General features: G+C 63.9%; 1 protein-coding gene. It reads left to right on the forward strand.

The window, feature by feature from the left end; translation table 11 throughout:
• The first annotated feature begins 729 nt into the window (after positions 1 to 729).
• Positions 730 to 14,925 (forward strand): carbohydrate-binding protein, encoded by a 14,196-nt coding sequence (locus KUV41_RS15760; RefSeq protein ID WP_222486708.1) that lies wholly within the window; start codon positions 730 to 732, stop codon positions 14,923 to 14,925.
• Positions 14,926 to 15,173: the final 248 nt, after the last annotated feature.

Below are 15,173 nucleotides of genomic sequence, written 5' to 3' on the forward strand. Positions count from 1 at the left end.
GCTATTTAACTGAATTTTTTAAAATATGAAGTCTAGTGTTTTCAGTTTAGATAACTAAAAAAGTCAATTTTTACAATGGCTTGAACGTTACATATCTTCCTTTATTGAAGGCTAAGTGGCGTTAGCGTTAGCGCTGTCAAAAAAATCTTGCTGTATGTCGATGGGGTTATAGAATCAGTGAAGGTGGGCTACATCTTATGAGTTTTGCTGTTTCGAGCACGGTGGCTAGTGGAGCATAGAGGCTAGTGGAGCTTGGCTAGTGGGGCTTGGCTAGTGGAACATAGTGCCGAGTGACAGCTTTTCTCCATGGGTGGGTTCCAAGGGTGTGGTCAGTAAGGGTAAGACCAGAAGAGCACCAGAAAGAGGAAAGGATGTTCTCGCGAATCGCGGAAACATTCGTTACCTCAGCAATGCAAGGGTAGTCGTAAATAAGACCAAGCTTTGGCAGTGGATGCCGACAATAAAATGTGGTTCGTCAAGGACTGATCATCCGATATCATCGTCAGGGGACAGCTCATGTTTTCCATGTCATTTGTTGGTCGCGGTCGCAAGTCCTTTCAAAAACGCCTGGAAGACAAGGCGCATTTCCTAAATAAAGATTTCGAGTTGCATGACGTGGTGGTGGCGCCCCATCCCGGGCGCTGGCAAGAGGCTGTCGCGGCCGTGCGCATGACATGGGAAGACGCGTCAGGAGCGAGAAGCGTCTTCGAGAAATTCGAAAGACCCTTCGTGTTCGAGCAATTACCGACGCCCCCCATTGGCAAGCTGGGAATGATGATCGAGGCGCTCGACGCCAGAGGAGCGCTGCTCCCCGGTGTTGCCGCCCTGCGTGAAGTGCTGGTGCAGGACGCCGAGGCCGATGCCGATGATGGAGCAGAGCAGCAAGGCTCCACGGATCCTGTGGCAAGCCACCCTGAGCCAACCGACCCAGCCGTGGGCAACGATCCGGGATCGTCAGCGCAGGATGGCCACGGCCCGCAGGCGGGCGCGAGCGGTGGGGGAGGCGACGGCGCTGACATGGACAGCGCGTCAGGGGCGGCGGGCTCTGCCGCAGCGTCCTCAGGGCCTGCTTCAGGTGGCTCTCAAGACGCCTCTCCGGACACTTCTCCAGACACTTCTCCAGGCGCTTCTCAAGACAGCCGTCCAGACAGCTCGTCAGCTCCCTCGTCAGACCCCTCGTCAGACACCCTGCCCGCAGCGGCCGCAACCCCCTCAATAGTGGCCCTGGCGGCCCCCGTGGGCTTCTCGCTGCGCATCCAGGCCGAAGATGACGATGCCAGTGACGGTGCCTCGGCCAGTATCACCGGAGATACCGGCATCGCGGTGGTGGATGACCCGACCAACCCGGACGCGGCGGACGCCGAGGGCAATGCCTACGTGGACTATGGCAATGGGGTGGCCGGTGGCGAGAGCCTGACCTTTACCTTCGACGTGCCCGAGGCCGGTGAATACGACCTGGTGCTGCGCTACGCCATGGGCGCCGGCAATCGCCCGCTGCGCCTGGACGTCAACGGTGAGCTGTTCGACCGCATGTTCGACCTGACCTCCACCGGCGACGATTTCACCAACTTCGAGCTGACCCAGCCGGTACGACTGACCCTGGAGCAGGGCACCAATACGATTACCCTGACTTCCAACGGCGCCAGCGGACCGAACATCGACTATCTCGAGATCACCGCCCCGGACCCTGACCGTTACGTGGTTCAGGGCGAAGATATGCTGTTGTCGCCCGCCGAGGACGTGAAAGAAAGTGACACCAACCGGGTGGCCACCCTCGACACCATCGCTGACTTCACCACCGGCAACGAGACCTTCCGGGTCGGTGCCGAAGGAGAAGCCTATCTGGATTGGGCCTCTGACAATGCCAACGCCACTGCCGACGTTACCCTGGACATCGCCACCGCTGGCACCTACGCCATCAGCATCACCTACGCGACGTCCACCCCCCGCCCACTGGACCTGATGCTGGTCGACGGCGGTAACACCACCACCCTGGCCACCTTTGACTTTGCGCCGACCCTGGAGCCGGTCTATTACCCGGACGATACCGAAGCCGATATCGCCGCGGCCAACCGCCCAAGCCCGAGCGGCGGCAACCTGCAGAGCCAGTGGGAAGGCTGGACGGTCGAGACGGTGGAGGTCGAGCTGGCCGCCGGCAGCAACACCCTGCGCCTGGGCGGCTATACCAATGGCCCCAATATCGACAAGATGGAGCTGGTGCTGGTCAGCGCCGCGGTCACCGGGCCCGACATTGCGCCCCAGGTGGTCCAGGCGGAAGACGCCGAGCTTGGCGCCGGCAACGATGCGGGCACCCTGGTGCGTGATCCGGCCAACCCCGAGGACGGGACCGGCTTCCAGGGCCTGCGTCCTGACTATTCCGGGACCGGCTACGTGGACTTCGGCAGCGTGCCCGGCGACAGTCTGACCTTTACCGTGAACGTGGCCGAGGCGGGTCAGTACGACCTCAACTTCCGCTACGCCAGCAACGGCGACCGGCCCATGGACATGGCGGTCAACGGCGGTATCGCCAGCGCCCTGGCCTTCGTCACTACCGACCCCAATGCCACCAACGAAGCGCCGGAAGGCTTTGACGTGTGGTCCTATCAGACCCAGACGGTGGCATTGCAGGCGGGCGACAACACCATCACCCTGGCGATTCCCAGCGGCGCCGGCAGCGGCCCCAATATCGACCGGCTTGAGCTGACCACGGCGGGCTCCGGCCCGGTGGGCGATGTGGAAGGGGACGAGGGCGATGACCTGGCCTTTACCACGCCTGACAGTGTGGTCAACGCCGCAACCGTCGACGCTGTGCCCTTTACCGTCGCGGGGCTTGATGACGATATCGTCTACGTGGGCTTGAGCTTCGATGGCGGCGTGAATGTAGAGGAGGTCACTCCGGACGCCAGCGGTGCCTTCAGCCTGGACCTTTCCGGTCAGGCCGACGGTCCGCTGTCGGCCACCCTGATTGTCATGGACGCCTATGGCAACCGTGGGACTCGCGAGCTGGCCCTGACCCTGGATACCACCGCCGACGAAGGCGGCGATCTGGCACTGGCCGGCCCGGCAGACCCGGTGTCCCAGGCGGATAGTGCCGCCGTGACCTTTACCCTGGCTGGGCTGGATGCTGACGCCGACAGCGTCGAGGTCAGCCTGGATGGCGGCGCCACGCGCACCCCGGTCGGGGTCGATGGCGACAGCCTGCAGCTTGACCTGTCCGGTCTGGGCGGCGGCAGTCATCCCATTGTGCTGTACGTGACCGATGTGGCCGGCAATGAAGCCACTACCTCGACCCAGGTGACCCTGGAAGACGATAGCGATGCTCCGCTGACGCTGGACTTTGCCGCGGGGCCGATCACGTCCTACGGCGGCAATCAGGACAACCCCAGCCAAGGCACTGGCGCAGCGTCGGAGGATGCAGGGGCGACCCTGGCCTTGACCGACAACGTATGGAAGCGGGTGGCCCTGGGCGAAAGCTACCAGATTACCGCGGATACACAGCTGACCCTGGAACTGGATGCCTCGAGCTCCCCGGTATCGGAGATCATCGCCGTCGGTATCGACCCGGACGACAACCCCTTCGGTGGTGGCGGCAGCCTGTTCCAGCTGGGCGGCACCCAGACCCAGCAGGGCTTTATCGACCTGCGGGGACAAGGCACCGATGATGATGGCGATGGCGTCCTGACCTTCACCATCGACCTGTCGTCCCTGGCCGGCTCGACCATCGACTCCCTGGTGTTCGTCAATGACGATGACCTTGGCGCCAAGGGCAGTGCGCGTTTTTCCAATGTGACGCTAAGCGAAGCCACCACCGTGGACACCAATCAGGCCCCGGTGGTGGTCGGCGGCGGCGTCGCTGACCTGGTGCTGGACGAGGGCGCAACGCTGGAGGTGGACCTGCCCTTCGAAGACGCCGATGGCGACGACCTGAGCTATCGCTTCGAGGTGGCCGACAGCGACGGCGCGCCCGTCGACGCCGCTGGTCTTGCCATCGATGGCAGCGTACTGGGCGGCAGCCTGGACGACATGGTGCCGGGAGTTTATACCGTTACCTTGTTTGCCGACGACGGGGAGTTCGAGACCTCCGACAGCTTTGTGCTGACCATCGAGAACGTCAACGACGCGCCGGTGGCCGAGCCCGCCGCGCTGGAGCCATTCTTCGGCGAGGTGGGCGAAAGCTTCGTCCAGATTACCCTGGCGGATTACGCTGTGCTGTTCTCTGATCCCGACGGGGACGACCTGACGCTGAGCGTTGAGGACCTACCCCCGGGTCTTGAGCTGGTCAATGGCGTGATCCAGGGCACCCCGACCGAGGGTGGGGCCTTCAGCGTGACGCTGCGGGCCTCCGATCCGGGCGGCCTGTCGGCCATCCAGGTGCTCGACTTCCAGATCGCCGGTACCGATATCGGTGATGTGGTGACCATCGAGACGGAAGCCTTCAGTGACCTGGATGCCGCCAACCTGATCGTCACCGCCAATACCAGTGCCTCCAACGACCAGCTGATTCGCCTGACCAGCACCGCGCCTGCCGCCATCGGCACCGACCTGGCGGCAGCCGGGGTCGAGCCAGGCTGGTATCGGGTCACCCTCTACGTCTTCGATGAAACCGACGGAGAGGGCGAGCTGACGCTGTCCATCGATGGAACGGCGCTCGAGGCTCGCCATCTGTCGAGTGACAGCCTGACCTCCGACGTGGTGCTCAGCGACGATTTCGGCACTTTGGTGGGCAGTGGCGCCAGAGGCAACGCCGGCCAGAGCGGTAACCGCAAGGCGATCGTGTTCGAGACAGCGGTCGAGATTACCGCCGACTCGCAGCTGGGGCTTGAGTTGCGTGGCCAGGGCGGCGAGCTGATGCGTATCGACTCGGTAGCGTTCGAGCGCATCGAAGAGCCGGTCAACAACGCGCCCACGATTACCGGGCTTGGCGCTAGTGTCAGCGTCGACGAGAACTCAAGCGCGGTCGCGACGCTCACCCTGGACGACCTGGATGGTGACACCCTGAGCGTGACCCTGGAAGGCGTCGACGCGCCGCTGTTCAGCTTCGATGCGGCCACCGGCGTACTCAGCTTCGTCAACCCGCCCGATGCGGAACTGGCGGTCGACGCCGATGAAGACGGCGTCTACGAAGTCACCGTGGTCGTCAGCGACGGGGAAGACAGCGTGTCCCAGGCGACCCTGATCACGGTCAACGACCTCAACGAAAGCCTGTCCATCGCACAGACGGCGCTCGACGTGGACGAGAACCTGACCGAGATCGGCGCCATCGCGGTACTCGATGAAGACGGTCAGCCTGCCGCGCTGAGCGCACCGGTGTTCGCCATCACCGGTGGCATCGACGCACCGCTGTTTACCATCGATCCCGATACCGGGGTGCTCAGCTTCACTTCGGCCCGTGACTTCGAGCTGGCGGTGGACGCCAACGAGGACAACGTCTACGAGGTCGAGGTCAGCGTCACCGACGATGGCCTGACGACCAGCGAGCTGGTGTCGGTGAGCGTCAATGATGTGGACGAAGCACCTTTCTCGCCGCTATCGCTGCAGGCCGAGGATGGTGCGGTAGAAAGCTTCGACGTGGATGCCAACGACGCTGATACCCAGATTCGCGATCCCAGCAACCCGGAGCCCAACCAGCCCACCGGTCTGCGACCGGGATTCTCCGGCAGCGGCTACCTGGACTTTGGCGACACCCCCGGAGACAACATCAGCTGGCAGGTTGATGTGGCCCAGGCCGGGCAATATGACATCAACGTGCGCTACGCCACCAATACCGATCGCCCGCTGGATCTGGTGATCAACGGTGGTGATCCGCTGGGGCTTGCCATGGCCAGCACCGACCCGGATGGCACAGGCCCGGAAGAAGGCTTCGACCACTGGGCCTTCGAGACCATCACGGTGACCCTGGAGGCGGGCAGCAACACCATTGCGCTGGCGATCCCGGCAGGTGCCAACACCGGCCCCAACATTGACCGCATCGAGGTTACCGAGGGCGGAAGTGGGCCCATCGTGATCGATGACAGCGCCGATGAAGACGGCGATCTGGCCCTCGTGGCCGCCGACGACAGCCTGGACGATAGCCAGCTGGCGACGGCGGTGTTCAATGTGTCCGGTGTCGATGACGACGTCACCACCGTCGAGGTGTCTTACGACGGCGGCGCCACTCGCACCGAGGTGACGCCGGATGCCTCGGGCAACGTTACCCTGGACCTCAGCGGTCTGCTGGATGACCAAAGTGGCGATCTCACGGTGACGCTGATCGTCACCGACGCAACAGGTAACGAAGCCAGCGTCGATGAGGTCGTCAGCTACGACGATGGCGCTGTGGTGGTAGCGCCGATCACCCTGCAGGCAGAGGACGCCGACATCGTCGACGTCGGTGGCACCGCCCAGGGTGAAGTCACCCGGGTGGTCGACTCGGCCAACCCTGATGACTTTGGCAACTACCGCCCTGGCGCGGTGGGCGAGGCCTATCTCGACTTTGGTACCAACCCCGGTGACCAGATCACCTTCAACGTCAACGCGGTGGAGGCGGGCAGCTATACCGCCACCATTCGTTTCGCCAACGGCGGTGACGCCCCACGGCCACTGGATCTGACCGTCAATGGCAGTGGCCAGGGCCAGCTCGGCTTCCCCAATGCCACCGGTGTCACCGAGCCCTGGGAAGAGTGGCAGACCCTCGAGGTCACGGTGGAGCTGGTGGAGGGCGCCAACACCTTCACCCTGACCATTCCCGCTGGCGCGGTGAACGGCCCGAATATCGACCAGGTGGTATTCGACTTCAACGACGGCGTGACCCAGCCACCTTTCAGCTTCAGCATCGAAGGCGAGGCGCTGGATATCGTCGACGTCGATGGCGATACCCAGGTGCGCGACCCGAGCAACCCCGAGACCAACGCCGCGGCAGGCGCGGACGGACTGTGGGATGGCTTCAGCGGTGCCGGATATCTGGACATGGGCGGCGACGTGGGCGACGCCGCGGAATTTCAGGTCAGCGTGGACCAGGCCGGGACCTACACCCTGGAGGTGCGCTACGCCAACGGTGCGGGCAATGGCGCCGACCGTCCGATGACGGTACTGGTGGACGGGGCGAGCCAGGGCAGCCTGGCCTTCGCTTCCACCGGCGGCGACCCGGTGGGCTGGGAGAACTGGACCACCACCACCATCGAGGTGGAGCTGGAGGCCGGCGATAACACCATTCGCCTGGCCAATCAGGGCACCGCGGGCCCCAACATTGACCTGGTCACCGTCAGCCGTGACGGCGTAGCGCCGCCGCGCCCGGTGGAGCCAGGCGAACGCTTCTCGGTGAAGATCAACTTCCAGCCCGAAGGCACCGCGGTACCCGATGGCTACATCGCCGACAACGGCAAGGCCTTTGGCACCCAGTCGGTGACGGTGGATGGCCAGGTGCACCAGTACGGCTGGGTCACCGAAGAGTCGATCTACGATAGTGACCCAGGCACCGAGCCGCTGGATATCAGCTCGCTGACCAGCGTGGCGGTGAATGACCGCACCGACGATATCGCCGGACTCGACCCGCGCCAGGGCACCTATGCGCACTTTGACCAGCCCGGCAACTATGTGCGCGCCGGCTGGGAGATCGAGCTCGACGATGGCTACTACGAGGTCACCATCTCCATCGGCGATACCAGTGGGCCTTACGACAGCAACAATGTGCTCAATGCCGAAGGACAGCTGTTCAACGACCCCTTCACCCCGTTCCGCCCGGACGACTTCCCTGCGGACGGCAATCCTGCCGATGACACCGAGGGCGTGCGCTCCGACCTGGTGACCCGCATCGTTCAGGTCACCGACGGTCGCCTGACCCTGGACTCCATGGGACTCGACAACGAGAACACCGAGATCCAGTACATCGAGATCCAGGCGTTGCCGGATCTGACGCCAGGAGATGGACGCGAGGCGGTCGAGGACTACGCCTTCTTCACCGACGCCCGAGCCATCGCCGGGGTGGGGCAGAACGAAGTGGAGGTCGACCTCGACCCGGACGACGGCAGCATCCCCACCGGCGTAGACCCGACCTCTGATATCTTCGTCGGCATCTCGGTGGTGGACGGCCGCGGCGGGGCCTTGCTGGAAAGCCTGGCCGACGGCTCCATCCGCCTGTTCGAAACCGTGACCGGCCAGGAGGTCACGTTCAATGCCAACACCACCGGTGGTTTCGACTCCCTGACCATCTCGCCGAGCCAGTCGCTCAAGCCTTTCACCAGCTACACCCTGGTGATCGATGGCTTCCAGGATCGCGGCCCCAACGATGATGCCAGCGCGCCGACCAGGGAGTTCCAGAAGTACACCAACACCTTCGTCACCGGCCCTGAGCCGGAGATCGTGGCCCGTGATGTGGCCTTCAATGATGTGGTCGAGCTCAACGGCGCTGCCGATGGGGCCTTCGGCTTCACCTCGCTGGAGATGAGCCCCGACGGCGCCTTCATGTATATCGCCACCATCAGTGGCCAGCTGCTGCGCTACGACGTGGACCCCATCGATGGTTCACTGTCCAACCGGCTGGAGCTGAGTCTGCCCAACGACTACTTCGATCAGCCGGGAGAAACCCAGCAGCGGGGCATCATTGGCCTGGTGGTCGATCCCACCGACCCCAATGTGCTGTGGATCACCGATAACTACCCGATCCCGCTGTCGGGACGTGACAACGGGGTGCCGGACTTCAGTGGTCGCATCACCAAGATCACCCTGGACGATGGACCCGGCTTCTCCGGCACCGCCGAGGCCTACATCACCGGCCTTCCGCGCTCCAACGGTGACCACGTCACCAACAGCCTGGAGTTCCGGGTGAACCCGGACTACGACGCGGACACCAACCCGGATGTGCCGAGCCACTTGCTGTACCTGATCCAGGGCTCCAACTCGGCCATGGGGGAGCCGGACAGCGCCTGGGGCAACCGCCCGGAGCGGCTGTTGAATGCGGCGGTGATGGAGATCGATCCGACCCGCGATGTGTCGAATGGCCCCTTCGACGTGACCACCGAGCCGCTGCCCGACAACGGGCTCAACCAGCGCTTCGATGATCCGGACGGCCATCCCAAGGACGACCCCATTCCTATGGGTAATGGCGAGTTCCTGGTGTTTGATGATCGTGGCGTCGCCACGGTGCAGGATGCCGATGGCAATGTGCTTGAGTCCTACTACGACCCCTATGCTCCCGATGCGGTGCTGACCATCTTCGCCACCGGGGCGCGTAACGCCTACGACCTGGTATGGCACTCCAACGGCTATCTGTACGTGCCGACCAACGGCTCGGCCGCCGGCGGCAACGTGCCGGATGATCCGAATACGCCGGAGGACGAGCGCTACACCAACGTCGAGAAGCAGGATGACTACCTGTTCCGCATCGAGGAGGGCGGCTACTACGGCCATCCCAACCCGCTGCGTGACGAATACATCTTGAACGGCGGCAACCCCACCGGTGGCAATGATCCCAATCAGGTCGACAAGTACCCGACGGGCACCAACCCCGAGGGCACCTATGACATCGCCGGGGTCTATTCGCTGGGCGAGAACCGTTCGCCCAACGGTGCGGTGGAATACACCAGCGGTGTGTTCGGCGGCAACCTGCAGGGCAACGTGTTGTTCACCGAGTACTCCGGCGGTGACGACGTGCGCTCCATCACCCTGGATGCCAACGGCAACGTCATCGGTGACGACGTGCTGCGCGATCCCGACGGCAACGTCATCACCTACGTCGATCCGCTGGATATCATCGAGAACCCCGCCACCGGCCAGCTGTATCTGCTGACCCTTAACCGAGGCAACGGCCAGAGTCAGATCATCCGCCTTGATCCGGTGCCGGGCGGCACCACCGATCCCGGCGATCCGGACCCGGACGATGACCTGATCACCGTCCTGACCATCCAGGCCGAGGACGTGACGCCGAACGATGGCACCTCGGTGACCATCGCCACCGGCGCCGATGCGGAGATTGAAATCCGCGATATCAACAATCCGGAGACCAACCAGAACCTGCCCAATGGCCTGCGTCCCGGCGCCTTTGGCCTGGATGGCAACACCGTGGATGACGATGGCGTGCCGGGGGGCTATGCCGACTTCGGCAGCACCAACGTCGACTTCATCACCTTCAGCTTCGAGCTGGACCCCGCCCAGGCCGGCGAGTCGGTGCTGCGGGTGCGCTATGGCAATGGCTCGGACATCGATCGCCCGCTGGAGGTCTTCGTCAACAACGTCTCGGTGGGGGTGGTGTCCTTCCCGCCGAGCCAGGATTCCAGCATCACCGATCCTGACGCGCGCTGGTCCGACTGGCTGACGGTGGACATCACCGCGGACCTGGCCGCCGGCCTCAATACCGTGCGTTTCCAGGCGACCCAGGACACCGGGCCCAACATCGACCAGCTGGAGATCCTGCGCGAGGAGGACGCCACGCCGGGCTTCACCGTCTACGAGGCCGAAGACGCCGTGCTGGGCGGTGCCGTGTTCGTGCCGGAGAGTCAGGATGACCGCAACGCCTCCGGCGATGGCTTCGTCGACTTCGATGGCAGCGGCGATCAGACCATCACCTGGACGGTGGATGTCGCCGAAGACGGCAGCTACGAGATCGGTTTCCGCTATGCGCTTGCCGCCAGCAAGGCCGACCGCCCGCTGGGACTGACCATCAATGGCACGGACCTGGGCCAGCTCAACTTCGTCGGCCAGAGCAATGACGACGAGGATGACTGGTTCTTCCAGGAGGTGCTGGTCAATCTGCAGGCGGGCAGCAACACCATCACCCTGACCGCACCGGGAGCCGTGGGGCCGAACATCGACCTGCTGCGGGTGCCGGACAGTGGTGGGGATGTGTTCATCCCGGTTTACGCCGACGTGTCCGACGGCGCGCGGATCGAGCTTGAGGATGGCGCCAGCGCCCGCACCGTCAATGAACTGACCGCGGACTTCTACTTCACCGTAGACAGCGATGGCCTCTATCGGCTGGACCTGGCGGCCAACGCCGGTGGCGACAATGGCGGGTCGTTGGCGCTGACACTCAACGGTCAGGCCGTCGACAGTCTGGCCTATCCGGGGGTGGGCGATGCCGGCGAAGAGGGCGTCTATGTCGAGCTCGAGGCCGGTGTCGAGTACAACCTGCGTGCGGTGTCCGCCGTGGATGGCGCGGATGATCTGGACTACCTGGATGTCACGCCGCTGGCGGGTAACGCCAACGCCGACATCGAGGTGCAAAGTGGTGACGCGGCCTTCTACGCCAACCGGCTGCACTTCAGCTATCTGGAGAACAACGGTGCCTCCAACCCGGACCGCGAGTTCAAGGACAGCGCCACGGTCACCATCAGCAACAGTGGCAGTGAACCGCTCGATATCCTCGAGGCACAGATCGACGGGCCCTTCGTGCTGGCCGATCCGGGCGCGTTCGACGGCCTGACCCTGGCCGCCGGGCAGTCGCTCACGCTGACGGTACTGTTCGACCGCGACGCCTACACGCCTCCTGCCAATGACGCCGGTGACGGGGTGTTTGAAGGCCGCATTCGGCTGGTCACCAACGACGCCGACTCGCCGGTGGCCGAGATCGCCATGGCCGGCTTCTGGCAGGCCCGTGACGAGGGCGGCTGGGAACCCAACGTCAACGAGATCTGGGAGGTATTCGGCTTCGGCAACCGCATCGCTGGACTGACCACCGTGGGAGGTGGCGAGAATTCGGTGCTCAACGACTTTGACCTGTACCGTCCGGTGAACGACGACGAGGTGCTGTCGCGCTACTGGTCCCTGGCCGATGGCGTGGACCAGGCCAAGATCACCCAGCTGGCGGCCTTCCATGGCAACGGTGGGGCGACGCTGGGCATTCATGCGCCGGGCAACAAGGGCCAGGACATCATCTTCTCCAACCACCAGGGAGACAATAATCAGACCCTGCTGCCGCTGGTCAACAACGGCAACTTCGCCACCGCGACCTTCGGCAGAGGGACCATCCCCGATGGCTGGGCCGGTGATGAGGTGTTCGGTATCGAGGTGGCGGGACTGTCCACCGATCCGTCGCTCAACCCCTCCGGGGGCGGCACGCCGCCGGCGGATGCCGATGGCATCGAGCGCGGCTATACGGTGCGCATGTTCCGGGCCCTGGACGAAGATGGCAACGTGATTCCCAATACCTACCTGGGGATCATGGACTACACCGGCATCAACTATGACTACAACGACAACGTGTTCGTGATCGAAGGCGTCAAGCCGGTCTCCGGCGGCTCGCTCACGGTCACCAACAATGATGGCGTTCCGTCCAACGATCGCCTGGTGATGTCGCGTATCGAGAACCCCGTCAATGCGGCCCAGGAAGTGCATGACGAGGTCACCATCACGCTCTCCAATGACGGCTTCGATGCGCTGACCATCAACGCTGTGGCGGTCAGTGACCCCAGCCTGTTCGAGCTGACCCAGGCCTTCAGCGCCGTGGTGCTGGAGCCCGGTGAGTCGGTGGAGGTCACGGTGCGCTTTATCGCCGATGACCCCAATGACGGCTCGCTGTACGAGGCCAGTCTGATCATCAGCTCGAGTGACGCCGATGAGGCCGAGAAGGTGATCGAGCTGGCCGGTATCAGCCAGAACCAGTCCGAGAGTGGTCAGGAGCCGACGGTGCAGGAGATCGTCAATGCCTTTGGCTACACCACCGACGTCGCCGAGGGGCAGATGAACCAGGGTGGCCTGGTGGAAGCCAACGGCGACGAGATCCTGGCGCCGTTCTTCCAGCGCGCCGACGGGGCCTCGCCGATCACCATCACCCAGCTCGCGGCCTACCATGGCCAGGGCGACATCGCCCGACTGTTCATCCATGACGTGGACAGCCGCGACATCAGCGAGATCATCGCCCACGACGAGGCCGACGGTCAGACCCTGCTGCCGCGCACCCTCAATAATGGCGACAATCTGGCGGTGGCGACCCTGGATCGGGATGATCCGTTCGGCTTCTACGCCGAGATCTCCGACCGTCCTGGGTACATCTCCTGGTCGGATCCCGACGCCAACCTGTACGAGGACACCATCGATGCCATCGGCATACCCGGCGCCAACCTCAACTGGGACGAGAACGACGGACACCTGATCCGGGTGTACGTGGCCAAGGACGCCGACGGCAACGTGATTCCGGACACGTACATCGTGATCCAGGACTACGCGGGGGTGAACTACGACTACAACGACAACATCTTCCTGGTGCAGAACGTCACGCCGTACGATCCGACCGGCGTCGAGGACGCCGACGGCAACGGCCGGGTGGATCTGTACGATGATGATGACGGTGACGGGACGCCGAACTTCCTTGATGACCCGACGCCGGTCGCGCAGACCGCCTTCAATGACACCCAGACCGCCTGGGCGGTGGGCGCCGATGGCCTGGATCTGGAAGCGCGCTTCTACGACAACGGCGGCCAGGGGGTGGCCTACAACGACTCGGACACCACCCATAGCGGCAATGCCTTCCGCTCTGACGAGGCGGTGGACATCTCGACCCCGTCGCTGGCCATCGGCTTTGTCGCCGACGGCGAGTGGGTGGAATACACCCTGAACGTGGAGACCGCGGGCACCTATGTGCTCAACTTCTCGACCTCGGCGGTGGCCGGTGGCAAGACCATCACCGCGGCGTTCGAGCAGGATGGCGCCTTCTACACGGGAAATCAGTCGGTGGCACTGCCCAACACCGGCAGCTTCACCACCTTCACCGACGTCGGGCCCTTGAGCTTTGACCTGGAAGAGGGTGAACAAGTCCTGCGCCTGACCTTCAACGGCGGTCAGCTCGACCTGGCTTCCTTCAGCCTGGATCTGGTGGAGCCGGTGGACGATGGCCAGTCGGCGTTTACCGATGATGGTACGCCCTGGCAGGTGGGGTCGGACTTCAACCTGGAGGCGGTCAACTACGACGAAGGCGGTCAGGGAGTCGCCTACAACGACTCAAGTCAGGCACAGCTGGGTACCAATCCCCGTGGCGATGGGGTGGACCTGGCGGGTGGTGGCAGCGTCATCGGCTGGATCGAGAACGGCGAGTGGGTCGAGTACACCCTGAACGTGGAGCAGGCAGGCACCTATGATCTCGCCTTCCTGGCTTCCCTCGGCACCACCGCCGGCGGCCAACGCAGCATCACCGCCAGCTTCACCAAGGGCGATGGTACGCCTTACGCGACGGCAGGGGCGGTAGAGGTGGATCCCACCGGAAGCTGGACCAACTTTGTCGAGACCGCGTCGACCCAGGTCACGCTGGAGGCCGGCGAGCAGGTGCTGCGCCTGACCTTCAACGGCGGGTCCATGGACCTGCAGGGCTTCTCGCTGTCCAAGGACGGCCAACAGGCCTTCAATGCAGGAGGTAACGCCTGGCTGGTGGACGCTGACGATGGCCTGTCCCTTGACGCCGTGCTGTTCGACGAGGGCGAGCAGGGTGAAGCCTACAACGAGCTGACCCCGCAGCAGTTCGGCAGCAACTTCCGCGATACGCCGGTGGATATCGTGGGGCAGGGCGACGCCGTGGGCTGGATCGACAACGGCGAGTGGCTCGAGTACACCATCAACGTGGAGCAGGCGGGCAGCCACACCCTGTCCTTCGTGACCTCGGGCCCCAATGGCGGGCGCAGCATCACCGCTTCGCTGGAAAAAGATGGCAGCGTCTACGAGCAAGGCAGCGTGGCCACGCCGGTGACCAGTGACTGGGGTGTCTTCGTCGACACGGCGGCGATGACCCTGGACCTTGAAGCGGGGGTGCAGGTGCTCAGGCTGACCTTCAACGGCGGCTCCCAGGATCTGGCCTCGTTCCAGCTCACCCGGGATCCCGACGTGGCGGCGGCCAGCCTGGCTACCAGCAGCCTGTTGCTGGCAGCGGACGACCCTGTTGTTGATGCCTCCAGCGACGATGTGGATGACCTGCCGATGAGTGACGACGTGGGCGTGCAGGGCGTGCAGGATGATGCCGGCCTGTAAGCCAGCGACGACCGGTGACGCCCGCGGTGGGTGAGGCGGGCGTCACCGAATGACGTAAAACGACCAGATGCATGGTCTAAGGGAGGTACCCCTCAGGGAAACGCAGCAGCTTCCCTCAGGGGGGTGTCATCGGCGGAGGCTATCAGGGAGGCTTCTGTCGGACATGTCATGGTGTCCCGTGCCGGCAGGGAGCTGGCCCTGCGCGGATCGTCCCCCTGAACCTTGATCCGCGCAGTTTTTTTTGCCTC

The organism is Halomonas sp. DP8Y7-1 (assembly GCF_019801685.1).
In the GTDB taxonomy this organism is placed as follows: domain Bacteria; phylum Pseudomonadota; class Gammaproteobacteria; order Pseudomonadales; family Halomonadaceae; genus Halomonas; species Halomonas litopenaei_A.